Origin of the sequence: Citrobacter sp. Cpo100 (assembly GCF_030332595.1) — a bacterium.
GTDB lineage: Bacteria > Pseudomonadota > Gammaproteobacteria > Enterobacterales > Enterobacteriaceae > Citrobacter > Citrobacter portucalensis.
Map to the genome: position 1 here is coordinate 229,236 of NZ_JAOWHM010000031.1, position 23,908 is coordinate 253,143.

At 52.8% G+C, this 23,908-nt stretch carries 24 protein-coding genes; 17 read left to right on the plus strand and 7 right to left on the minus strand.

Annotated elements, in window-relative coordinates; translation table 11 throughout:
* The first annotated feature begins 48 nt into the window (after window positions 1-48).
* The 3 genes from hcp to OGX96_RS08000 all read left to right on the plus strand — a co-directional run bounded on the left by hcp (window position 49) and on the right by OGX96_RS08000 (window position 4,473).
* Entirely contained in the window at window positions 49-1,701 is a 1,653-nt protein-coding gene (gene hcp / locus OGX96_RS07990) for a hydroxylamine reductase (RefSeq protein WP_008785224.1), read from the plus strand.
* Between the two features lie 10 nt (window positions 1,702-1,711).
* Window positions 1,712-2,680 carry an NADH oxidoreductase gene (gene hcr, locus OGX96_RS07995; protein ID WP_003027256.1) on the plus strand — a complete coding sequence of 323 codons (969 nt, stop codon included), beginning with the start codon at window positions 1,712-1,714 and terminating at the stop codon, window positions 2,678-2,680.
* A gap of 179 nt (window positions 2,681-2,859) precedes the next feature.
* Window positions 2,860-4,473 carry an FAD-NAD(P)-binding protein gene (locus OGX96_RS08000; protein ID WP_286582670.1) on the plus strand — a complete coding sequence of 538 codons (1,614 nt, stop codon included), beginning with the start codon at window positions 2,860-2,862 and terminating at the stop codon, window positions 4,471-4,473.
* Window positions 4,474-4,547: 74 nt separating this feature from the next.
* Here OGX96_RS08000 and OGX96_RS08005 read toward each other — a convergent pair whose 3' ends face one another.
* On the minus strand, window positions 4,548-4,982 hold the full coding sequence (locus tag OGX96_RS08005; protein ID WP_003834302.1) for a DoxX family protein: 435 nt from the start codon (window positions 4,980-4,982) through the stop codon (window positions 4,548-4,550).
* A 153-nt stretch (window positions 4,983-5,135) separates the two neighbouring features.
* Here OGX96_RS08005 and poxB point away from each other — a divergent pair, with 153 nt between their 5' ends.
* The 4 genes from poxB to OGX96_RS08025 all read left to right on the plus strand — a co-directional run bounded on the left by poxB (window position 5,136) and on the right by OGX96_RS08025 (window position 10,563).
* Entirely contained in the window at window positions 5,136-6,854 is a 1,719-nt protein-coding gene (poxB, locus tag OGX96_RS08010) for a ubiquinone-dependent pyruvate dehydrogenase (protein ID WP_032943955.1), read from the plus strand.
* A gap of 155 nt (window positions 6,855-7,009) precedes the next feature.
* Entirely contained in the window at window positions 7,010-8,011 is a 1,002-nt protein-coding gene (gene ltaE, locus OGX96_RS08015; protein ID WP_048234951.1) for a low-specificity L-threonine aldolase, read from the plus strand.
* Window positions 8,012-8,021: 10 nt separating this feature from the next.
* Window positions 8,022-9,452 carry an SDR family oxidoreductase gene (locus OGX96_RS08020; protein WP_286582672.1) on the plus strand — a complete coding sequence of 477 codons (1,431 nt, stop codon included), beginning with the start codon at window positions 8,022-8,024 and terminating at the stop codon, window positions 9,450-9,452.
* Window positions 9,453-9,549: 97 nt separating this feature from the next.
* Window positions 9,550-10,563 carry a 3-beta-hydroxysteroid dehydrogenase gene (locus OGX96_RS08025; RefSeq protein WP_003834312.1) on the plus strand — a complete coding sequence of 338 codons (1,014 nt, stop codon included), beginning with the start codon at window positions 9,550-9,552 and terminating at the stop codon, window positions 10,561-10,563.
* Window positions 10,564-10,663: 100 nt separating this feature from the next.
* On the opposite strand, the gene OGX96_RS08030 is transcribed toward OGX96_RS08025, so the two are convergent.
* The 4 genes from OGX96_RS08030 to cspG all read right to left on the minus strand — a co-directional run bounded on the left by OGX96_RS08030 (window position 10,664) and on the right by cspG (window position 12,430).
* Window positions 10,664-11,494, minus strand: coding sequence for an N-acetylmuramoyl-L-alanine amidase (locus OGX96_RS08030; RefSeq protein WP_008785229.1), 831 nt, complete (start codon window positions 11,492-11,494; stop codon window positions 10,664-10,666).
* Entirely contained in the window at window positions 11,491-11,814 is a 324-nt protein-coding gene (locus OGX96_RS08035) for a heavy metal-binding domain-containing protein (RefSeq protein WP_001160725.1), read from the minus strand. The genes OGX96_RS08030 and OGX96_RS08035 overlap by 4 nt, the downstream gene beginning before the upstream one ends.
* A 204-nt stretch (window positions 11,815-12,018) precedes the next feature.
* On the minus strand, window positions 12,019-12,207 hold the full coding sequence (gene ymcF / locus OGX96_RS08040) for a cold shock small protein YmcF (RefSeq protein ID WP_071692589.1): 189 nt from the start codon (window positions 12,205-12,207) through the stop codon (window positions 12,019-12,021).
* 10 nt (window positions 12,208-12,217) lie between these two features.
* Entirely contained in the window at window positions 12,218-12,430 is a 213-nt protein-coding gene (gene cspG / locus OGX96_RS08045; RefSeq protein ID WP_020996661.1) for a cold shock protein CspG, read from the minus strand.
* A 520-nt stretch (window positions 12,431-12,950) separates the two neighbouring features.
* Here cspG and OGX96_RS08050 point away from each other — a divergent pair.
* From OGX96_RS08050 to yegS, 7 genes are all read left to right on the plus strand, one after another.
* A complete protein-coding gene (locus tag OGX96_RS08050; protein WP_003834409.1) occupies window positions 12,951-13,466 on the plus strand; it encodes a lipoprotein in 516 nt (171 codons plus the stop codon).
* A 225-nt stretch (window positions 13,467-13,691) separates the two neighbouring features.
* Window positions 13,692-14,420, plus strand: a complete 729-nt coding sequence (artP, locus tag OGX96_RS08055; protein ID WP_003027295.1) for an arginine ABC transporter ATP-binding protein ArtP — start codon at window positions 13,692-13,694, stop codon at window positions 14,418-14,420.
* 16 nt (window positions 14,421-14,436) lie between these two features.
* Complete coding sequence (artI, locus tag OGX96_RS08060) at window positions 14,437-15,168, plus strand: arginine ABC transporter substrate-binding protein ArtI (protein WP_003027298.1); 732 nt, start codon at window positions 14,437-14,439, stop codon at window positions 15,166-15,168.
* Between the two features lie 6 nt (window positions 15,169-15,174).
* A complete protein-coding gene (gene artQ / locus OGX96_RS08065; protein ID WP_016153668.1) occupies window positions 15,175-15,891 on the plus strand; it encodes an arginine ABC transporter permease ArtQ in 717 nt (238 codons plus the stop codon).
* Complete coding sequence (gene artM / locus OGX96_RS08070) at window positions 15,891-16,559, plus strand: arginine ABC transporter permease ArtM (protein WP_003840185.1); 669 nt, start codon at window positions 15,891-15,893, stop codon at window positions 16,557-16,559. Before artQ ends, artM begins: the two co-directional genes overlap by 1 nt.
* A gap of 261 nt (window positions 16,560-16,820) precedes the next feature.
* Complete coding sequence (gene artJ / locus OGX96_RS08075) at window positions 16,821-17,552, plus strand: arginine ABC transporter substrate-binding protein ArtJ (protein WP_286582674.1); 732 nt, start codon at window positions 16,821-16,823, stop codon at window positions 17,550-17,552.
* A gap of 131 nt (window positions 17,553-17,683) precedes the next feature.
* Entirely contained in the window at window positions 17,684-18,583 is a 900-nt protein-coding gene (gene yegS, locus OGX96_RS08080) for a lipid kinase YegS (protein ID WP_181641072.1), read from the plus strand.
* Window positions 18,584-18,603: 20 nt separating this feature from the next.
* Here the strand turns inward: yegS and fbaB are convergent, their stop codons facing one another.
* Entirely contained in the window at window positions 18,604-19,656 is a 1,053-nt protein-coding gene (gene fbaB / locus OGX96_RS08085) for a class I fructose-bisphosphate aldolase (RefSeq protein ID WP_003834421.1), read from the minus strand.
* 252 nt (window positions 19,657-19,908) lie between these two features.
* Between fbaB and OGX96_RS08090 the strand changes: the two genes are divergently transcribed.
* From OGX96_RS08090 to OGX96_RS08100, 3 genes are read left to right on the plus strand one after another with little or no spacing between them, the layout of a single operon-like run.
* A complete protein-coding gene (locus OGX96_RS08090; RefSeq protein WP_008785233.1) occupies window positions 19,909-21,186 on the plus strand; it encodes a nucleoside permease in 1,278 nt (425 codons plus the stop codon).
* Window positions 21,183-22,187, plus strand: coding sequence for an ADP-ribosylglycohydrolase family protein (locus OGX96_RS08095; RefSeq protein WP_198801552.1), 1,005 nt, complete (start codon window positions 21,183-21,185; stop codon window positions 22,185-22,187). Before OGX96_RS08090 ends, OGX96_RS08095 begins: the two co-directional genes overlap by 4 nt.
* Window positions 22,184-23,149, plus strand: coding sequence for a PfkB family carbohydrate kinase (locus tag OGX96_RS08100; protein WP_198801551.1), 966 nt, complete (start codon window positions 22,184-22,186; stop codon window positions 23,147-23,149). The genes OGX96_RS08095 and OGX96_RS08100 overlap by 4 nt, the downstream gene beginning before the upstream one ends.
* On the opposite strand, the gene OGX96_RS08105 is transcribed toward OGX96_RS08100, so the two are convergent.
* Window positions 23,123-23,869 carry a GntR family transcriptional regulator gene (locus OGX96_RS08105; RefSeq protein ID WP_008785236.1) on the minus strand — a complete coding sequence of 249 codons (747 nt, stop codon included), beginning with the start codon at window positions 23,867-23,869 and terminating at the stop codon, window positions 23,123-23,125. The genes OGX96_RS08100 and OGX96_RS08105 overlap by 27 nt on opposite strands.
* Window positions 23,870-23,908: the final 39 nt, after the last annotated feature.

Genomic DNA, 23,908 nt, shown 5'->3' on the forward strand with positions numbered 1-23,908 from the left:
GCATAACCTTAAACATGTATATCAAATATAACTTTAAAAGGTGTGACCATGTTTTGTGTGCAATGTGAACAAACCATCCGTACTCCGGCAGGAAACGGCTGCTCTTACGCGCAGGGTATGTGCGGTAAAACGGCTGAAACCTCCGATTTGCAGGATCTGCTGATTGCTTCCCTACAAGGTCTGTCTGCATGGGCTGTTAAAGCACGTGAATACGGCATTATCGACCATGAGGTTGATAACTTTGCGCCGCGTGCATTCTTCTCCACGCTGACTAACGTTAACTTCGATTCCCCGCGTATTGTTGGCTATGCCCGTGAAGCTATCGCCATGCGCGACGCCCTAAAAGCGCAATGCCTGAACATCGACGCGAACGCAGCGGTCACCAACCCGATGGCCGATCTGCAACTGGTCAGCGACGATCTGGGCGACCTGCAACGTCAGGCCGCTGAATTTACCCCGAACAAAGACAAAGCAGCCATCGGCGAGAACATTCTCGGCCTGCGTCTGCTGTGTCTGTACGGCCTGAAAGGTGCGGCAGCTTACATGGAGCACGCGCACGTTCTCGGTCAGTACGACAACGAAATCTACGCTCAGTACCACAAAATCATGGCGTGGCTGGGTACTTGGCCTGCCGATATGAACGCTCTGCTGGAGTGTTCAATGGAAATCGGCCAGATGAACTTCAAAGTGATGAGCATTCTGGACGCCGGTGAAACCACCAAATACGGCCACCCGACCCCGACTCAGGTCAACGTAAAAGCAACCGAAGGTAAGTGCATCCTGATCTCCGGTCACGACCTGAAAGATCTGTACAACCTGCTGGAGCAGACCGAAGGTACCGGTGTTAACGTTTATACCCACGGTGAAATGCTGCCGGCGCACGGCTACCCGGAACTGCGTAAGTTCAAGCACCTGATCGGCAACTACGGCAGCGGCTGGCAGAACCAGCAGGTAGAGTTTGCCCGCTTCCCAGGTCCGATCGTCATGACCTCTAACTGCATCATCGACCCGACCGTTGGCGCGTACGACGACCGTATCTGGACCCGTAGCATCGTCGGTTGGCCGGGTGTGAGCCACCTCGAAGGCGACAACTTCGGTCCGGTTATCGCTCAGGCACAGCAGATGGCTGGCTTCCCGTACAGCGAAATCCCGCACCTGATCACCGTAGGTTTCGGTCGTCAGACCCTGCTGGGCGCTGCTGATACCCTGATCGACCTGGTGAGCCGCGAAAAACTGCGTCACATCTTCCTGGTTGGCGGTTGTGACGGTGCACGTGGTGAACGTAACTACTTCACCGACTTCGCCACCAGCGTGCCGGATGACTGCCTGATCCTGACCCTTGCTTGCGGTAAATACCGCTTCAACAAACTAGAGTTCGGAGATATCGAAGGCCTGCCGCGTCTGGTGGATGCTGGTCAGTGTAACGATGCTTACTCTGCCATCATCCTGGCGGTAACCCTGGCTGAGAAACTGGGCTGTGGCGTGAACGATCTGCCGCTGTCTCTGGTGCTCTCCTGGTTCGAACAGAAAGCGATTGTTATTCTGCTGACCCTGCTGTCTCTGGGCGTGAAAAACATCGTCACTGGCCCGACTGCACCTGGTTTCTTCACACCGGATCTGCTGGCAGTTCTCAACGAGAAATTTGGTCTGCGTTCCGTGACCACCGTTGAAGAAGACATGAAGCAACTGCTGAGCGCGTAAGGAGTAAAGAATGACAATGCCAACTCATCAGTGCCCATGGCGGATGCAGGTTCACCACATCCATCAGGAAACGCCGGATGTATGGACAATTTCGTTGCTATGCCACGATTATTATCCTTACCGCGCCGGGCAGTATGCACTGGTCAGCGTACGTAATTCAGCGGATACGCTGCGTGCTTACACCATTTCTTCAACGCCGGGCGTTAGCGAGTACATCACGTTGACCATCCGCCGGATTGACGATGGCGCAGGCTCACAGTGGCTAACCCGCGACGTGAAGCGCGGCGACTATATCTGGCTGTCGGATGCAATGGGTGAGTTCACCTGTGAAGATAAAGCGGAAGACAAGTTCCTGATGCTGGCCGCCGGCTGTGGTGTCACGCCAATCATGTCAATGCGTCGCTGGTTGGCAAAGTACCGCCCACAAGCGGATGTACAGGTAATCTTTAACGTTCGCTCGCCGCAAGATGTCATTTTTGCCGACGAGTGGCGCGAATATCCGGTGACATTAGTTGCTGAAAACAATGCCACAGAAGGTTTTGTTTCCGGCCGACTGACGACTGAACTGCTGAAAAGCGTACCGGATCTGACCTCGCGTACCGTGATGACCTGTGGCCCGGCACCGTATATGGATCTGGTCGAGAAAGAAGTCAAAGCGCTGGGTGTGACGCGCTTTTTTAAAGAGCAGTTCTTCACACCTGTTGCCGAAGCCGCCACCAGTGGCCTGAAGTTTACCAAGCTACAGCCGGCGAAAGAGTTCTACGCGCCAGTGGGCAGTACGCTGCTGGAAGCGCTGGAAAGCAACAAGGTTCCGGTTGTCGCCGCATGCCGTGCAGGCGTTTGCGGCTGCTGCAAAACCAAAGTGGTTGACGGTAACTACACGGTCAGCAGCACCATGACGCTGACCGACGCAGAAATCGCTGAAGGTTATGTGCTGGCTTGTTCCTGTCATCCGCAGGGTGATTTAGTGCTGGCGTAATTGGCCGGTATCTGATGTGCAATAGGCTGCCTGGCTGTACCGGGTGGCCTTTTTTTATGCTGTCAGGCGTTGCAAAATTCTGATGTTTTCACTCTCCCCGCAAATTATCGACCACACTTACCCTGCGCAGATTAAACATAATCCCCGACTAGCACGTCGAACTTTCTACAAGGATCCCCATGAAAAAAGTGGCTATTGTCGGCGTCGGTCCCACCGGGATTTATACGTTTCATGCCCTGGTTGAGCGCGGTGAACCGCTGGAAATAGAGCTTTACGAGCAAGCTGAAGAGGCGGGCGTTGGCATGCCTTACAATAGCGACAACAACGCAGACCACATGCTGGCAAATATAGCCAGCATTGAGATCCCGCCGATCTATATCAGTTATTTGACGTGGCTTCAGAATCAAAGTGATGACTATCTGGCCCAGTTTCAGATTGAACGCACCTCTTTGCATGAGCGGCAATTTTTGCCCCGTGTGATCCTCGGCGACTATTATCGCGATCGTTTCTTAGCCATTGTCGAGAAAGCGCAACAAGCCGGTTTCACGATTCGCGTACATGAATCAAGCGAAGTCACCGACCTGCAAGCGACCCCGAATGGGGTCTCTGTGTGGACCAACTGCGTATCACAACCCGTTGAGGTGGATTTCGCCGCTATCGCCACTGGTCATCTGTGGCCTGAAACGGATGCTCAGGCATACAAATTTTTCCCCAGTCCATGGACCGGTCTGATGGACGCGCAGATTGGTGCTTGCCGGGTAGGGATTCTGGGCACCTCGTTAAGCGCTATAGACGCCGCGATGGCTGTGGCCAGTCAGCATGGCACCTTCACTACCAATACCGACCATTCACTGCAATTCACACCTAAATCCGACAGTCAAAACCTGAAACTGACCCTGATGTCGCGCAGCGGGGTACTGCCTGAAGCGGATTTTTACTGCCCCCTTCCGTATGAATCGCTGAATATCGCGACGCCAGAAGCGATTGAAGATGCCATTGCCCATGGCCAAAACGGATTACTGGACTGCATCTTTCAGCTTATGGCGCAACAACTGCAAGACGCAGCGCCAGGCTGGTGCCAACAGGTGGCGCTTGCGACGCTTAACGCCGACACGTTCCCCGAGGCCTATTTCGCCGACAGGCTCAGGCATGACCCTTTTGACTGGGCGAGACGTAACCTGGTAGAAGTTGAGCGCAACAAGCAGAAACAACATACCGTCGCCTGGCGCTATACCTTGCTGCGCCTGCACGAGGTTATCGAGGAGATAGTCCCTCATCTTGATACCCGCGACGAAAAACGTTTCAGGCGCGGACTGGCGCGGGTATTTATTGATAACTATGCGGCAATCCCGTCAGAGTCAGTTCGCCGACTGCTGGCGCTGCACGAAGCCGGGCTGATTGAGATCCTCGCGCTCGGCACAGATTATGAGCGCATGAATGAACAGGAAATGACGGTAATTTCCCACCACGGTCAGCGCTGCGAATTTGATGTGTTTATTGACGCCCGAGGACAACGGGCATTGCAGAGCAAAGATATCCCGTTCCCAACACTACGCGATCAACTGCTGGCCTGTGGCGATGAGATCCCGGATATCGGCGAAGATTACACGCTGCAAGCGCCGGAAAACGCCCGCAATCGCATCGCTTTTGGCGGGCTGCCGTGGTTGATGCACGATCGTCCGTTTATTCAGGGACTGGTGGTCAGCGCTGAAATAGGCGCCGCGATGGCAAGGGCATTGACGCAGCGAGCGCTGAGACGTCGGCACAAACTATGGAACAGTGACGACATATAGATTAGCGACAAATTGAACGACGAGGCGGAGCAATGCTACGCTTTCCCGCCTCGGTATTGACTCTCAGATGGTAACTATCGCCAGGCAGAATTCCCGGCAACGGAGTAACGCCCCGCTCCCAAAAACGCCACGGCCAGCGCGCCGATAAAGAAATAAACCAGACTTTCAATCGCCCATGCACCGGTTTTATCCAGTGTCCAGGTTTCCCCCATCCCGACCATCAGCCATGCCACAACCATCGTAAACGCCAGCCCTAACGCCGCCGGACGCGTCAGGATGCCAAGAATAATCAGGCACGGTGCCACAACCTCTCCCAACAGAACGCCATACGCAATAAAGCCTGGGAAACCTTTCGCTATCAACATACCGCTGATGCCATCAATACCCGCAAAGAGTTTATGCAGCCCATGAAACAGCATCAGCCCACCGACGGCAAAGCGTAACAATAACTTGCCAAAATCTTCGTGAGTCAGTACTCGGTTAACTGAATTTAATAGTTTTATAACCATTTGAATTTATTCCTTGTTTCACCATGTCCAATAACAAACTACGCTTAATACAGGTTAAATGAAACCTGCCGGAAATAAGGGGGAAATGAGAAGCATAACTATTATCTTCATCTAAACTTGTAACCGGTATCACATTAGAGGAGAAGGAAAACCATGAAACAAACGGTTGCCGCTTTTATTGCTAAAACACTCGAACAGGCTGGCGTAAAACGCATTTGGGGTGTAACGGGTGACTCGCTAAATGGTCTGAGTGACAGTCTGAATCGTATGGGAACAATTGACTGGATGCCAACCCGTCATGAAGAGGTTGCAGCCTTCGCCGCGGGCGCTGAAGCGCAGTTGACGGGCGAACTGGCCGTCTGCGCAGGCTCGTGCGGGCCAGGCAACCTGCACCTGATCAACGGGCTGTTTGATTGTCACCGTAACCACGTCCCGGTACTGGCAATCGCCGCGCATATTCCCTCCAGTGAAATAGGCAGCGGTTATTTTCAGGAGACCCACCCGCAAGAGTTGTTCCGCGAATGTAGCCACTATTGCGAGCTGGTTTCCAGCCCAGAACAGATCCCGCAGGTACTCGCCATTGCCATGCGTAAAGCCGTATTAAATCGTGGCGTCTCGGTGGTGGTTTTACCCGGTGACGTGGCGCTAAAACCTGCACCTGAAAGCGCCACCACGCACTGGTATCATGCGCCGCTCCCGGTGGTGACTCCACAAGAAGAAGAGCTGAGAAAACTGGCGCAACTGCTGCGCTACTCCAGCAATATCGCCCTGATGTGCGGTAGTGGCTGCGCCGGTGCGCATAAAGAACTGGTTGAGTTTGCGGCTAAAATCAAAGCGCCGATTGTTCACGCCCTGCGTGGTAAAGAGCATGTTGAGTACGATAACCCCTATGATGTGGGTATGACCGGGCTGATTGGCTTTTCATCCGGCTTCCATACCATGATGAATGCCGACACGTTGATCCTGCTTGGCACCCAGTTCCCCTATCGCCCGTTCTACCCCACCGACGCCAAAATTATTCAGATTGATATCAATCCGGCGAGCATTGGCGCACACAGTAAAGTTGATATGGCGCTGGTAGGCGATATTAAATCTACGTTACGTGCCCTACTGCCGCTGGTGGAGGAAAAAACCGAGCGGCAGTTCCTGGACAAAGCGCTGGAGCACTATCGCGAGGCGCGCAAAGGGCTGGATGATTTAGCCAAACCCAGCGATAAAGCCATTCACCCGCAGTATCTGGCGCAGCAGATCAGCCACTTTGCCGCTGACGATGCCATCTTTACCTGCGACGTTGGTACGCCAACGGTGTGGGCAGCACGCTATCTGAAAATGAACGGCAAACGTCGCCTGCTCGGATCGTTTAACCACGGGTCGATGGCGAATGCCATGCCGCAGGCACTCGGTGCACAAGCCACCGAACCAGGACGCCAGGTTGTGGCAATGTGCGGTGACGGCGGCTTTAGCATGCTGATGGGAGATTTTCTGTCGGTTGTCCAGATGAAGCTGCCGGTGAAGATTATTGTCTTCAACAACAGCGTACTGGGATTTGTCGCAATGGAGATGAAAGCGGGCGGTTATCTGACCGACGGCACCGAACTGCACGACACCAACTTCGCACGGATTGCCGAAGCCTGTGGCATTACAGGCATTCGCGTCGAAAAATCCTCAGAGGTTGATGAAGCGCTACAAAGGGCGATGTCGATTGACGGCCCGGTGCTGGTCGATGTGGTCGTGGCGAAAGAAGAGCTGGCGATCCCGCCGCAGATCAAACTCGAACAGGCCAAAGGTTTTAGCCTGTATATGCTGCGCGCAATCATCAGCGGACGCGGTGATGAAGTAATCGAACTGGCGAAAACGAACTGGCTCAGGTAAAACATCCTTATTAAATCACACACAAAATCATTCATGATGCATCAAGGCGGCTAGCCCGAAAATCCCCAGTCACATAGGTATACTATGTGACTGGGGTTTAAGGGTGCGGCCAACGCCGAGACAGCTTGAAGGATGAAGTGTAATAAGGAGACACCATGATTGATTTACGCAGTGATACCGTCACCCGGCCGAGTCGCGCCATGCTGGAAGAGATGATGGCAGCCCCGGTCGGGGATGACGTGTATGGAGACGACCCTACCGTTAACGCCCTCCAGCAATACGCCGCAGAGCTTTCTGGTAAAGAAGCCGCTATTTTCTTACCTACCGGTACTCAGGCTAACCTGGTGGCGCTGCTCAGCCATTGTCAGCGTGGCGAAGAGTACATTGCCGGCCAGGGCGCGCATAACTATCTCTACGAAGCAGGTGGCGCAGCGGTGCTCGGTAGCATTCAACCGCAACCTATCGACGCCGCACCGGATGGCTCCCTGCCTCTGGACAAAGTAGCTGCAAAAATCAAAGTGGACGATATCCATTTTGCCCGCACCCGCTTGCTCAGCCTGGAAAATACCCACAACGGCAAAGTGCTGCCGCGCGAGTATCTGAAAGACGCCTGGGAATTCACCCGTGAGCGTAATCTTGCCCTGCACGTCGACGGCGCACGTATTTTTAACGCCATCGTCGCCTACGGCTGTGAACTTAAAGATGTCACGCAATACTGTGATTCGTTCACCATTTGCCTCTCCAAAGGCCTCGGTACCCCCGTTGGTTCACTGCTGGTCGGCAGCCACGAGTACATCAAACGCGCTATTCGCTGGCGCAAAATGACCGGCGGCGGAATGCGTCAGGCCGGTATTCTGGCAGCGGCCGGGCTGTATGCGCTGAAAAATAACGTGGCGCGTTTGCAGGAAGATCATGACAACGCCGCCTGGATGGCGGAGCAGCTGCGCGAAGCAGGGGCGGACGTCATGCGCCATGACACCAATATGCTGTTTGTTCGCGTTGGCGAAGAGCACGCTACCGCGCTGGGCGAGTATATGAAAGCGCAAGGTGTGCTGATTAACGCCTCCCCGATTGTGCGCCTGGTGATGCACCTGGACGTATCACGTGAACAACTTGCTGAAGTCGTCGCCCACTGGCGCGCTTTTCTAACCCAATAAGGAGATGGGCGTGCCGCAACGGATTTTGGTTCTTGGCGCCAGTGGCTACATTGGTCAGCATTTGGTACAGGCGCTCAGTCAGCAAGGGCACCAGGTGTTGGCTGCGGCACGTCGCATTGAACGGCTGGAAAAGCAGCAACTGGCCAATGTCAGTTGCCACAAGGTCGATTTGAATTGGCCAGATAACCTCACCCCGCTGCTGACGGGTGTTGATACGGTTTATTATCTGGTTCATGGTATGGGCGAAGGCGGTGATTTTATTGCCCACGAACGTCAGGTGGCGATGAACGTGCGCGATGCGCTGCGTAATACGCCAGTTAAACAGCTTATTTTCCTGAGCTCATTGCAGGCTCCCCGGCATGAACAATCCGATCATCTGCGTGCGCGACAGATAACCGCAGACACCCTGCGCGAGTCAGGCGTGCCAATGACGGAATTGCGCGCGGGCATTATCGTGGGAGCGGGTTCCGCTGCCTTTGAAGTCATGCGCGATATGGTTTACAACCTACCGGTTCTCACCCCTCCGCGCTGGGTACGCTCGCGTACCACACCTATCGCGCTGGAGAATTTAATGTACTACCTGGTGGCGTTGCTGGATCATCCCACACTGCATCACCGCGTCCTCGAAGCCGCCGGGCCGCAGGTGTTGAGCTATCAGGAACAGTTCGAGCATTTTATGGCGGTCAGCGGTAAACATCGCCTGCTCATCCCCATCCCCTTCCCTACCCGCTGGATTTCGGTCTGGTTTTTGAACGTCATTACGTCAGTGCCGCCAACCACGGCCAAAGCGCTGATCCAGGGCTTAAAACACGACCTGCTGGCCGATGACACCGAATTACGTGCGCTGATCCCACAAAAACTGATTGCCTTTGATGACGCGGTGCGCAGCACGTTGAAGGAAGAAGAGAAGCTGGTCAACTCCAGCGACTGGGGTTACGACGCACAGGCGTTTGCCCGCTGGCGTCCAGAATATGGCTATTTCGCCAAACAAGCTGGCTTTAGCGTTGAAACCTCTGTCAGCACAAAAGCGCTGTGGCAGGTTGTGAATCGACTCGGCGGCAAAGAAGGCTATTTCTTTGGCAATATTCTATGGAAGACGCGCGCGGCGTTGGACCTGCTGGTCGGCCATAAGCTGGCAAAAGGTCGTCCCGAACACCCACTATTGCAAGTTGGCGACACCGTTGATAGCTGGAAAGTCATCATCGTTGAGCCGGAGAAACAGCTGACGCTGCTGTTTGGGATGAAAGCGCCGGGACTGGGTCGCCTGAGCTTCACACTGGAAGATAAAGGCGATCACCGACGCATTGATGTACGCGCGTGGTGGCATCCGCACGGTATGCCTGGCCTCTTCTACTGGCTGTTGATGATCCCCGCCCACCTGTTCATTTTCAGGGGGATGGCGAAGCGTATAGCCAAACTTGCAGAACAAATCACAGACTAATGATAAAAAGAGCCTGTATTCTTTCATGTTTCCCATTGCATACAGGCGTAATTCACGGAAGAATGCGCACGACGTTTTTTAAACACAGTGGATTGATATGAAGGTACTGGTTACCGGAGCCACCAGCGGCTTGGGCCGAAACGCGGTTGAGTTTTTATGCAGCAAAGGCGTCAGCGTCAGAGCCACCGGTCGCAACGAAGCGATGGGCAAGCTGCTGGAGAAAATGGGCGCAGAGTTTGTGCATGCGGATTTGACCGAGCTGGTTTCTTCGCAGGCAAAAGTGATGCTGGCCGGCATTGACACGCTGTGGCACTGCTCCAGCTTCACCTCTCCATGGGGAACTCAGGAAGCTTTTGATCTGGCCAACGTTCGTGCTACCCGCCGTCTGGGCGAGTGGGCCGTAGCCTGGGGCGTACGTAACTTTATTCATATCTCCTCTCCGTCGCTGTATTTTGATTATCACCATCATCGCGATATCAAAGAAGACTTCCGTCCCCATCGCTTCGCCAACGAATTCGCCCGCAGCAAAGCGGCTGGTGAAGAGGTGATTGCGCTGCTCGCCCAGGCCAACCCGCAGACTCGCTTTACTGTCTTACGCCCACAAAGCTTGTTCGGACCTCACGATAAAGTCTTTATTCCCCGCCTCGCCCATATGATGTACCACTACGGCAGCATCCTGTTGCCGCACGGCGGGAGTGCGCTGGTGGATATGACCTATTACGAGAACGCAGTTCACGCGATGTGGCTGGCGAGTCAGGAAGCCTGCGATAAACTGCCGTCGGGTCGCGCGTACAATATAACCAACGGTGAACATCGCACCCTGCGCAGTATTGTGCAGAAACTTATCGACGAGCTGAATATTGATTGCCGTATCCGCTCCGTGCCCTACCCGATGCTGGACATGATTGCCCGCAGCATGGAGCGCTTAGGCAATAAATCGGCGAAAGAGCCAAAGCTTACGCATTACGGCGTTTCGAAGCTGAATTTTGACTTTACGCTGGATACCAGCCGCGCCCAGGAAGAGTTAGGTTATCAGCCCGTTGTGACGCTGGATGAAGGGATTGAGCGTACCGCAGCCTGGCTGCGCGACCACGGTAAGCTGCCGCGTTAGGCTGATAGCCATTGCAGGGTGGCGGCACAAGCGCCACAAAAACCTGCCAAATTAACCGTAGGCCTGATAAGCGAAGCGCCATCAGGCATTGGTGTCTGCGTTAACCCTGCCCGTATTTCTCCAGTAACGCTTCGGCAATCGCCTGCGTTTCCGCGTCCGCCACGCCATTCCACAACGTCGAGCGGAAGTGCATCTGGAACGCCATAATCACCCGCTGCTGTTCACGCGGCGTCATCTCGGGTTTTACCTCATAGCCATAGCGTGACAGCAGATCGAGCAATGACGCGGTTTCTACCGGCGTATGGGGCGCTCGTCCGGCGAGATAAAATGCCACACGCTGAGCATCCGGCCATGCGCCAATGCCCTGAGCGGCCAGTGCTTGCCACGGAAACAGCGGGCCGGGATCGTCCTTACGCTGCGGCGCAATGTCTGCATGAGCCACCACGTTTTGCGGTTTTATGTCGTAGCGGGCGATGATATCTTTCGCCAATGGGATTAACGCCTGAATCTGCGCGGGCTCAAACGGTGCAAAATACTTGCTGCCCGCTGATTTTTGCCAGCCGCGGTTTTCCAGCTCAATGCCAATTGAGGTATCGTTAATACGCGTAGCACCGCGCCAGAAGCTAATCCCCGCATGCCAGGCCAGATCTTTTTCCGGCACCAGTTGCCAGATACGCGGTTTACCATGGTAAAGCGGCGGCACTGCGGGGATCAAATAGTGTGAACTGACGTTTTTATCGGTCAGCGTAGCCAGGGAAGAGTCAAAATCATCGGCCGTGTAATGGATAACCAGTACTTTAATGCGTGGATAAGCAGCCTGGGCCTGACGGCGGGTATCTAACTGATACCCGTCTTTGTCGACAATCCCTTTTTCGCCAGCACATCCCACCAGCAACAGCGTAAATGCCAGCAGACACAACAGACGTTTCATCGGCGAGTTTTCACCGCGGTACCGCTGACGCTCACCATCAGCATGCTACCGTCTTTGCCTACGGTTTCGTAATCGATATCGATACCGACCACCGCATCAGCACCCAGCGCTTTCGCCTGTTCGCCCAGCTCCTGAAAAGCAATTTCACGCGCTTTACGCAGCTCTTTTTCATACGCGCCGGAGCGACCGCCGACAATATCGCGAATACCGGCAAAAAAATCGCGGAAGATATTCGCGCCTAAAATGGCTTCACCGGTAACAACACCGCAGTACTCCACGATGCTCTGTCCTTCCAGCGTAGGGGTTGTCGAAAACTGCATGGTTAATCTCCTTTTTGCGCTAAGAGCACAATCTCAAAAGCATTATCAAACCAATACACTATGACACTCAAAGGAAAGCCCGCCAAATAAAACTGCTATCCTTGTTGATGTGTAGCGGTTTCAGGTGGTGCGTTTTTTATTTTTATTTGACTGGCATGCCGCCAAAAATAAAAAAGCCCCCAGATGCTTGGGGGCCTGAAGTTATTATTTTCTAAAATCTAATGGCGCCTGGCCGGACTGAATGTACATTGCTACGTTATCAAATGTAATCATTTTTGATTTACAAAAAATACATTTTGCCCCGAACGGATTTCCCTCAGTAACATCAAAGGTTGATGTTCTGTATTGGGAACCATGGCAACATGGACAGCGAAAGTGAATATGATTAGTAATGATAGTTACCTCAAAGCGCCACAACATTAATTGCGGATGGACCTTTAGGTCCCTGCTCCACACCGAATTCGACTTTCTGGTTTTCATTCAGCGTCTTAAACTCATTACTTTGAATCGCTGAGAAATGGACAAAGACATCTTTGCTGCCATCTGCAGGCGTAATGAAGCCAAAACCTTTTTCAGGATTGAACCATTTAACTAAACCAGTCATTTTAGTAGACATATATTTATTCCTTAATTTGAACCTTTCGGCAAGCTTGGTTTTTATGACAGAAACTTCGTAGTGCTTAATGAAGAGACTCAAAGAGGGGATAAACGGATTACACCTGAAAATGAGAACTGCTTGAGTAAACTACTTTGTATATCGTCTGTTATTCAAACCGACCGGATCATTAACGCACGGGCACCGAGATTAAGCAACTCTTATTTTAGCCATCCGGAGTCCCTTATAGCCAACAACACGGCATGAGTTTTGTTTAGCCAGGCGTAAAGCGCGGCAAATGGAACATGCAAATGCTCAGATGGTCTATACAGTATAAGAAGCATGAATGGCCGCCAACGCCCCGTTGCAGGTTGATATACTAAAGCTGAAGCTGGCAACGAGCGCCACCAACATACTTCAGGTGGGGTGTCCGCGAATTTGCTTTAGCAAAAACAATGTGTTAATCGATCATCCAATCTTTAGTGAGACCGAATTGTTCATCGTAGAACACAATTAGTAGGAAGCTTATAAGGAAATCATTATGCGCTATTCGAAACTCTCTCTGCTGGTTCCATGTGCACTACTTCTCAGCGCCTGTACGACCGTGACGCCGGTCTATAAAGATAACGGCACGCGTAGTGGTTCATGCATAGAAGGTGGGCCAGACAGCGTGGCTCAACAATTCTATGATTACCGTATTCAGCATCGAAACAATGATATTACCGCCCTTCGTCCGTACCTGAGCGACAATCTGGCTAAACTGCTGACCGATGCCAGCCGTGATAATGCACACCGCGATCTGTTTAACAGCGATCCGTTCTCCAGTCGCGCTACGTTACCAGACAGCGCCAGTGTCGCCAGCGCATCTACTATTCCGAATAGTGATGCACGCAACATTCCACTGCGCGTAGAGCTGAAACAGGGTGACCAAAGCTGGCGCGATGAAGTGCTGATGATCCGTGAAGGTCAGTGCTGGGTCGTTGATGATGTACGCTATCTGGGCGGCAGCGTACACGCGCCAGCCGGGACGCTGCGCCAGTCTGTCGAAAACCGCTAACCGCCCCATTCACCCGCTTAAATCATAACCCCCATAAATTGTCTGGCATTCTGCATAGAATGCCGACATTTATTCTTGCCCACTGGTGGCCCCGCTATTTTGTGCTATGTTTAGAGAAGAATGCGGTTTGCATTTAACTTTTAACGCATAAATATTGCATAACTATTCTGTCAAAGGTAGTATCTGCGGCTTCAATAGCTATCAGACTGCCAGTATCGAGTGTCAATGAGTATTCAATTAAACGGCATTAACTGCTTCTACGGCGCACATCAGGCGCTGTTCGATATCACGCTGGATTGCCCTCAGGGTGAAACACTGGTGTTACTTGGCCCAAGTGGAGCCGGGAAAAGCTCGCTGCTGCGCGTACTCAACCTGCTTGAGATGCCGCGCTCGGGCACGCTCTCTATCGCAGGCAACCGTTTCGACTTCACGAAGACCCCGTCAGATAAAGCCATTCGGGATCTGCGTCAGAACGTAGGCATGGTCTTTCAACAATATAATCTCTGGCCGCATCTCACGGTTGTGCAGAACCTGATTGAAGCACCCTGCCGCGTACTGGGTCTGACAAAAGAGCAAGCGATGGCGCGCGCCGAGAAACTGCTGGAACGTCTGCGCCTCAAGCCTTACAGCGATCGTTACCCATTACATCTTTCCGGTGGCCAGCAACAGCGTGTGGCCATTGCCCGCGCGTTGATGATGGAGCCGCAGGTGCTGCTGTTTGATGAACCGACCGCCGCGCTTGACCCGGAAATTACCGCCCAAATCGTCAGCATCATTCGCGAACTGGCGGAAACCAACATTACTCAAGTGATCGTCACCCACGAAGTGGAAGTTGCACGTAAAACGGCCAGCCGTGTGGTGTATATGGAAAACGGTCATATCGTCGAGTTTGGGGATGCGAGCTGCTTTGCCAACCCGCAAACCGAAGCGTTTAAAAACTATCTTTCTCACTAAGATTCGGGACAATACAATGAAAAAAGTTCTGATTGCCGCGCTAATCGCAGGTTTTAGTCTTTCCGCTACCGCAGCCCAAACCATTCGTTTCGCCACCGAAGCGTCTTATCCTCCGTTTGAATCTATCGATGCGAATAACAAGATCGTAGGTTTTGACGTTGATCTGGCAAACGCGCTGTGTAAAGAGATTGACGCTACTTGTACCTTCACCAATCAGGCCTTCGACAGCCTGATTCCGAGCCTGAAGTTCCGTCGTTTTGACGCGGTGATGGCCGGTATGGATATCACGCCTGAGCGTGAAAAACAGGTGCTGTTCACCACCCCTTACTACGACAACTCTGCGCTGTTTGTGGGCCAGCAGGGTAAATACACCAGCATCGACCAGCTGAAAGGTAAAAAAGTCGGCGTTCAAAACGGTACCACGCACCAGAAATTCATCATGGATAAACATCCGGAAGTGACCACTGTGCCGTATGACAGCTACCAGAATGCCAAACTCGATCTGCAAAATGGTCGTATTGACGGCGTCTTTGGTGATACCGCAGTAGTAACCGAGTGGCTGAAAGACAATCCTAAGCTTGCCGCGGTTGGTGACAAAGTGACGGATAAAGATTACTTCGGTACCGGTCTGGGCATTGCTGTGCGCCAGGGCAATACCGAGCTGCAGCAGAAATTTAACGCTGCGCTGGAAAAAGTGAAGAAAGATGGGACTTACGAGACCATCTACAACAAATGGTTCCAGAAGTAATATTTGATGAATGAATTTTTTCCTTTAGCAAGCGCCGCCGGGATGACCGTCGGCCTTGCCGTTTGTGCGCTGATCATTGGCCTTGCGCTCGCCATGTTTTTTGCCGTCTGGGAGTCAGTAAAATGGCGACCGGTGGCATGGACGGGCTCGGCCCTGGTCACCATCCTGCGCGGTCTGCCAGAAATTCTGGTGGTTCTGTTTATCTATTTCGGCTCCTCACAGCTGCTGCTGACGCTGGCCGATGGCTTTACGATCAATCTCGGGTTTGTACAAATCCCGGTTCAGATGCAGATCGAAAACTTCGATGTCAGCCCGTTCCTGTGCGGTGTCATTGCACTGTCATTACTGTACGCCGCTTACGCATCACAAACGCTGCGTGGCGCGCTGAAGGCCGTGCCACTCGGACAATGGGAATCAGGTCAGGCGTTGGGTTTGTCTAAAGCCGCGATCTTCTTTCGTCTGGTGATGCCGCAGATGTGGCGTCATGCCTTACCGGGACTGGGTAACCAGTGGCTGGTGTTGCTGAAAGATACCGCGCTGGTCAGCCTTATCAGCGTGAACGATCTGATGCTGCAAACGAAGAGTATTGCCACCCGCACCCAGGAGCCATTTACCTGGTACATTGTGGCGGCCGCTATTTATCTGGTGATTACGCTGGTGAGTCAGTACATTCTCAAACGCATTGACCTACGCGCGACACGTTTTGAGCGGAGACCAGGCTGATGCTTGAGTATTTACCTGAATTGTTGAAAGGGCTGCATACCAGCCTGACGCTGACGGTCGCCTCCATCGTGGTTGCTCTGGTGCTGGCGCTGATCTTCACCGTCATCCTGACGCTGAAAACGCCGGTGCTGGTGTGGCTGGTTCGCGCTTATATCACGCTGTTTACCGGTACACCGCTGCTGGTGCAAATCTTCCTGATCTACTACGGACCAGGACAGTTTCCGGCATTGCAAGAATATCCGGTACTGTGGCATCTGCTCTCTGAACCCTGGTTATGCGCCTTAATTGCGCTGTCGTTAAACAGTGCGGCCTACACTACGCAACTGTTTTACGGCGCTATCCGTGCAATCCCGGAAGGCCAGTGGCAGTCCTGCGGAGCGTTAGGGATGAGCAAAAAGGATACGCTGGCGATTCTGTTGCCGTACGCCTTTAAACGCGCCCTCTCCTCGTATTCCAACGAAGTGGTGCTGGTATTTAAAAGTACCTCACTGGCTTACACTATCACGCTGATGGAAGTCATGGGTTATAGCCAGCTGCTGTACGGTCGTACTTATGACGTTATGGTCTTCGGTGCGGCAGGTGTGATTTACCTGATCGTCAACGGCTTGCTGACGCTGATGATGCGCTTAATCGAACGTAAAGCGCTGGCGTTTGAACATCGGAATTAAGCATATGCCTGATGGCGCTACGCTTATCAGGCCTACAGTTCATGCACCTTTTGTAGGCCGGATAAGGTGCTAGCACCGCCATCCGGCAAATATGCATAAAGCAAAATAATCAAGACGGACAACAACCTAAATTGTCCGTCTTTTTTTATACCAGTAAAAATATTTAATCATTTTTATTGCATATAAATTCATTAAATGGCATTGTTACTCCACGCCGCAGACACGGTAATAATCATAAGATTGACAGACGGGAGTTCCACCATGAAAAAGTTAGTACTGGCCGCATTACTTGCTACTTTCGCCGCTGGCGCCTCAGTTGCTGATAAAATTAGTTTCGGTGTATCAGCCACATATCCGCCATTTGAATCACTGGACGCGAGCAATAAAATTGTCGGTTTTGACATCGACCTGGCAACGGCGCTGTGCAAACAAATGCAGGCGGAATGTACTTTTACCAATCATGCTTTCGACAGCCTGATCCCCGCGCTGAAATTCAAGAAATATGATGCGGTAATTTCCGGAATGGATATCACACCTGAGCGTAGCAAGCAGGTTGCATTTACTCAGCCTTACTATGCCAACTCCGCGCTGGTGATTGCGAAAAAAGACACCTATAAAACCTTTGCCGACCTGAAAGGTAAGCGCATTGGTATGGAAAACGGCACCACCCATCAGAAATACCTGCAGGACAAACATCCTGAGGTGAAAACCGTGGCCTACGATAGCTATCAGAATGCGATTATCGACCTGAAAAATGGCCGTATTGATGGCGTATTTGGCGATACCGCTGTAGTTAACGAATGGCTGAAAACCAACCCGCAGTTAGGCGTTGCCACTGACAAAGTAACCGATCCGCAATACTTCGGTACTGGCCTTGGCATCGCGGTTCGCCCGGATAACAAAGCCCTGCTGGAAAAACTGAACAGCGCGCTGGCGGCAATCAAAGCTGACGGCACGTACCAGAAAATCAGCGATCAGTGGTTCCCGCAGTAACGTCTGCCCAATCTGAAAAGCCGCGCTCTGCGGCTTTTTTTATCTCTTCGCCTGCGCTTTCAGTCAGTTCTTACGCCATAAACGCTTTCCTGGCATACACTTGTTAAAACGAAAAAAAGTGAGGCAAACGGATGATAGCGTTCCCTGCCAGTTTACTGATCCTCAATGGAAAAAGTGCTGATAATCTCCCCCTGCGTGATGCCATTGCGAAGCTTCGCGATGAAGGCGTGGAAATCCATGTTCGCGTGACCTGGGAAAAAGGCGATGCCCAACGCTACGTTGATGAAGCTCGTCAGCTAGGCGTTGCTACGGTGATAGCCGGCGGCGGTGACGGCACCATCAACGAAGTTTCGACAGCGCTGATTCAGTCGCAGGGTGGCAATATTCCAGCGCTGGGTATTTTACCGTTGGGAACGGCGAATGACTTTGCCACCAGCGTTGGTATACCCGATGACCTTGAAAAGGCGTTAAAGCTGGCTATCGCTGCAAATGCGACTGCGATCGATATGGTACAGGTCAACGATAAAACCTGTTTTATCAACATGGCTACCGGCGGGTTTGGCACGCGCATCACCACCGAAACGCCGGAAAAACTCAAGGCCGCACTGGGCGGTGTATCGTATTTTATTCACGGATTAATGCGCATGGATACGCTCAAGCCCGACATCTGTGACATTCGTGGGGAGGATTTTCACTGGCAGGGTAAGGCGCTGGTGATTGGTATCGGTAACGGTCGCCAGGCCGGTGGTGGGCAACAGCTTTGCCCGACGGCGCTGATCAACGACGGCCTGCTGCAACTGCGCATTTTTACCGGCGAGGAACTACTGCCAGGACTGCTTTCGGCGTTAACGCAATCCGAAGACAACCCTAACATTATTGACGGCGCATCGTCGTGGTTTGATATCCGCGCCCCACACGAAATTACCTTTAATCTCGATGGTGAACCACTCAGCGGACAAGAGTTTCATATTGAAATCCTGCCCGCTGCGCTACGTTGCAGACTGCCGCCGGGTTGTCCGCTGTTGCGCTAACCCAACAACAATCCGAGGGATCAGGCAATAGTGACTTTGCTGTCCAGATAAACGTCCTGTACGGCGTTAATCAACTTAACGCCGTCGGCCATGGTTTTCTTGAACGCTTTACGCCCCAGAATCAGCCCCATACCACCCGCACGTTTGTTAATAACCGCCGTACGCACTGCATCGCTCAGGTCGGTGTCGCCGCCGGCCGCCCCGCCAGAGTTAATTAACCCGGCACGCCCCATATAACAGTTCGCCAGTTGGTAACGCACCAGGTCAATTGGATTCTCGCTGGTCAACTTGGTATAGACGCGATCGTCGGTATAGCCAAAATTAACCGCTTTATACCCGCCGTTATTTTCCGCCATTTTCTGCTTAACGATATCCGCTCCAATAGTGGCAGCCAGATGGTTAGCCTGCCCGGTAAGATCAGCGGAAACATGGTAATCCACGCCATCTTTTTTAAACGCGGAGTTACGCAGATACGCCCACAGCACGGTAACCATACCCAACTCATGGGCGCGCTCAAACGCTGCTGAAATCTCTTCAATCTGGCGGCGAGATTCCTCAGAACCGAAATAGATGGTTGCCCCTACCGCAACCGCACCCATATTGAACGCCTGTTCTACGCTGGCATACAGCGTCTGGTCAAAGGTATTCGGATAGCTGAGCGTTTCGTTGTGGTTAATTTTAACGAGGAACGGGATACGGTGCGCGTAGCGGCGGGAGACAGAAGCCAGCACACCGTAAGTCGATGCCACGCAGTTGCACCCTGCTTCGATAGCCAACTCCACAATATTCTTCGGATCAAAGTACAGCGGGTTAGCGGCAAACGAAGCCCCAGCAGAATGCTCTACCCCCTGATCCACCGGTAGGATCGACAGATACCCTGTCCCGGCAAGTCGCCCCGTGTTATACAGCGTCTGCATATTACGCAGCACGGCAGGCGGCCGGTTGTTATCCACCATCACGCGATCGACGTAATCATGTCCAGGCAGGTAAAGTTGGTCAGAAGGAATGGTCATACAACGATGCTGTAAAAGGCTGTCGGCATCTTTGCCAAGCAACTGCGCAATATCAGTCATAGCTATGCTCCCGTAAGTTCCGGTTTAAAACCGGAATATGGATTGTCCTGACCCGCCTTTTTGCGGGCAGCATTAAGCCTGGTACCGACTGCGCTTTTTTTCCATCTTTAGCGCACTTTTCCGCAACTTCTGCTGGCTCGATTCAGGAAAAAATAATGTTAAGACGGTCAAAGTTTAATCTCAAAGGTATTTTAAAGGTATTATTGAATGGTACTATCAGCGCGTACCTTACCTGTCATGAAGGATTTAAAGATGAAAACTACAGTTAAGCTGTCGTTCATGATGTTTGTAGAGTGGTTTATCTGGGGCGCCTGGTTTGTACCACTGTGGCTGTGGCTGAGTAAAAGTGGCTTTAGTGCCGGTGAGATCGGCTGGTCCTACGCCTGCACCGCCATTGCGGCGATCCTGTCGCCCATTCTGGTCGGTTCAATCACTGACCGCTTTTTCTCCGCGCAAAAAGTGCTGGCGGTGTTGATGTTCGTCGGCGCTATTCTGATGTACTTCGCCGCCCAGCAAACCACCTTTAGCGGATTCTTCCCTCTGTTACTGGCCTATTCGTTGACCTATATGCCGACGATTGCGCTGACCAACAGTATTGCTTTTGCCAACGTACCGGATGTTGAACGTGATTTCCCGCGCATCCGCGTGATGGGCACCATTGGCTGGATTGCCTCCGGTTTGGCCTGCGGTTTCTTACCGCAAATGCTTGGCTATAACGACATCTCACCGACCAATATTCCCCTGCTTATCACTGCCGGAAGCTCCGCATTGTTAGGCGTTTTTGCCTTCTTTTTACCGGATACGCCGCCAAAAAGTACCGGCAAAATGGATTTCAAAGTTATGCTGGGTCTGGATGCGCTTATCCTGCTGCGCGATAAGAACTTCCTCGTCTTCTTCTTTTGCTCTTTCCTGTTTGCGATGCCACTGGCGTTCTATTACATCTTTGCCAACGGTTACCTGACAGAAGTCGGTATGAAAAACGCCACCGGCTGGATGACACTGGGCCAGTTCTCAGAAATCTTCTTCATGCTGGCGCTACCGTTTTTCACCAAACGCTTTGGCATTAAAAAGGTATTGTTGCTTGGTCTTATTACTGCGGCGATCCGCTACGGATTTTTCGTTTACGGCGGTGCGGAAGAATATTTCACTTACGCCCTGCTGTTTCTCGGCATTCTGCTGCACGGCGTCAGTTACGACTTCTATTACGTCACGGCTTACATCTATGTCGATAAAAAAGCGCCGGTCCACATGCGCACCGCAGCGCAAGGGCTTATCACCCTCTGCTGTCAGGGGTTCGGCAGCCTGCTCGGTTACCGTTTGGGCGGCGTGATGATGGAAAAAATGTTTGCTTATCAGGAACCGGTTAATGGTCTCACCTTTAACTGGGCTGGCATGTGGGGATTTGGCGCGGTCATGATTGCCGTCATTGCCGTGATGTTTATGATTTTCTTTCGCGAATCAGACAAAGAAATCACCGCCATTAAGGTGGACGATCGCGATGTAGCGTTGAAACAAGGGGAAGTAAAATGAAAGCAGAACGTATTCTCGGTGCTCTTTATGGGCAGGCGTTAGGGGATGCGATGGGCATGCCGTCGGAACTGTGGCCAAGAACCCGGGTAAAAGCACACTTCGGTTGGATCGACCGTTTTTTGCCCGGCCCTGCGGAAAATAATGCCGCCTGCTATTTTAACCAGGCGGAGTTCACTGATGACACGTCCATGGCACTGTGTCTGGCAGATGCCCTGCTTGAGTGCGACGGCGAAATTGTGCCAGACGTTATTGGTCGCAATATTCTGGCATGGGCTGAGCAGTTTGATGCTTTTAATAAAAACGTGCTCGGCCCGACCTCGAAAATTGCGTTGAAAGCTATTCGTGACGGTAAACCGGTCGCCGAACTTGAAAACAACGGCGTGACCAATGGCGCGGCAATGCGCGTTTCCCCGCTGGGATGCCTGCTGCCCGCCCGCGATCTTGATGCCTTTATCGATGATGTGGCACTGGCCTCCAGCCCAACGCATAAATCGGATCTGGCTATCGCGGGAGCCGTTGTCGTCGCGTGGGCGGTATCGCGCGCCATCGACGGAGGAAAATGGTCAGAGATTGTCAACGCGCTACCTGCCATTGCCCTGCATGCGCAGCAAAAACGAATCACCACCTTTAGCGCATCGCTTTGTGCACGCCTTGAACTGGCGCTGAAAATCGTCCGTAACGCCGATGGCGTCGAGTCCGCCAGCGAGCAGTTGTATCAGGTTGTGGGGGCAGGAACCAGCACCATTGAGTCCGTTCCTTGCGCTATCGCCATGGTTGAGCTGGCACAGACCGATCCTAACCGCTGCGCCATTTTGTGCGCTAACCTCGGCGGCGATACCGACACCATCGGGGCGATGGCAACCGCCATTTGTGGTGCATTACATGGCGTGAGCGCGATCAACCCGGCATTGAAGCAGGAATTGGACGCGGTGAATCAGCTGGACTTTACCCACTACGCCAACGGGTTAATGCGACTGCGCGAGCAGCGGGAGGCGCTATGAGCAACACGCATCTGCAACAACTTCTCTCGCAGTTACGTACACAGCGGCCAGTAACGGTGGTGGGTGCGGCGGTGATTGATGTCATTGCCGATGCGTATGCCCTCCCCTGGCGCGGCTGTGACATAGAGCTCAAGCAGCAAGGTGTTAACGTTGGCGGCTGTGCACTCAATATCGCCGTCACGCTTAAGCGTTTAGGTATCGATGCCTGCAATGCTCTACCACTGGGTCAGGGAGTGTGGGCCGACATTATCCGCAACCGGATGACAAAAGAGAGACTGCACAGCCGGATCGACAATGCCGAAGGCGATAACGGTTGGTGTCTGGCGCTGGTGGAGCCGGATGGCGAGCGTACCTTTATGTCTTTTAGCGGCGTTGAGAATCAGTGGAATGCCGCCTGGCTGGCACAGCTGGATATCCCGCGTCATAGCCTGGTGTATCTTTCGGGTTATCAGCTAGCGTCCCCGTGCGGTGAATTGCTGGTGCAGTGGCTGGAAGGTCTGGAAGAGGTGACACCATTTATCGATTTTGGCCCGCGCATCGGCGACATTCCCGAGCCCTTACTGGCAAGAATTATGGCCTGTCGTCCGCTGGTGTCACTTAATCGTCAGGAGGCGGAAATTGCTGCCGAGCGGTTTGCATTAAGTCAGGATGTGGAAGGTTTTGGCGCAGAATGGGTGCAGCGTTTCACCGCACCGGTGGTCGTGCGTCACGATAAAGACGGCGCATGGTATTTCAGCACACAGACATCCGGCTGCGTACCGGCATTTGCAACGGCGGTCGTTGATACTATCGGCGCAGGTGACAGCCACGCTGGCGGCATGCTGGCTGGGCTGGCGTCTGGCTGGACGCTGGCCGACTCAGTGCTGTTAGGTAACGCGGTGGCGTCCTGGGTAGTTGGACATCGCGGCGGCGATTGCGCCCCGTCACGCGAGGAGCTACTCCTCGCACACAAAAACGTATAGATCGCTACGACAGTAACTGATGCTGTATTCAATAGGCCGTTGCTGCTGGTCAAGCGCTACCTGCTTGATCACCAGTACCGGCACTTTGCTATCCATTTGAATGTGCGCCTGGAACTCTGCGTCAGGCATTCTGGCGCTAACACGTGAGCGCGTGCGCTGCGGGAAAATATGCTGGCTACGAAAATAGTCATACAGCGAAACACCGATGGCATCCACGTCATGAATTAGATGTGCGGGTACCCAGGACTCTTCAATAGAGACTGCGTCTTCGTCAACGTAACGAATGCGTTTGAGCAAGAAGACATCACTCCCTGCGACAACAGCCAACTGCTGTGCCACCTCTTCCGGGCAAGGCACAATTCTTTTGTTAACCCACAACGTATCCGGTTTTTTACCGCGCAACACCACCTGCTGAGAAAAACCGCGCGCTTCTTTAAGCGAATACTCGAAGATATTGTTAATTTGCGTTCCGTAACCGCGGGCACGTGTTACTACACCTTCTTCTTCCAGAGCCTGCATCGCCTTGCGTACCGTAATCCGAGAAACGCCGGTCAACTGGCTGAGGTCGCGCTCGCCGGGCAGGATATTGCCGTGCTCCAGGATCCCACTGCGCACAGCATTCTTCACCGTCTGCGCAAATTTCATATACAGCGGCGTGTTATCCGCCGCTGAAATACGTTCATTCAGTTGTGCGATAAGCTGGGTATGCGCTTGTTCCATTTATCTTTTTCCTGGCCGCCGTTTCTGCAGCCAGTATAC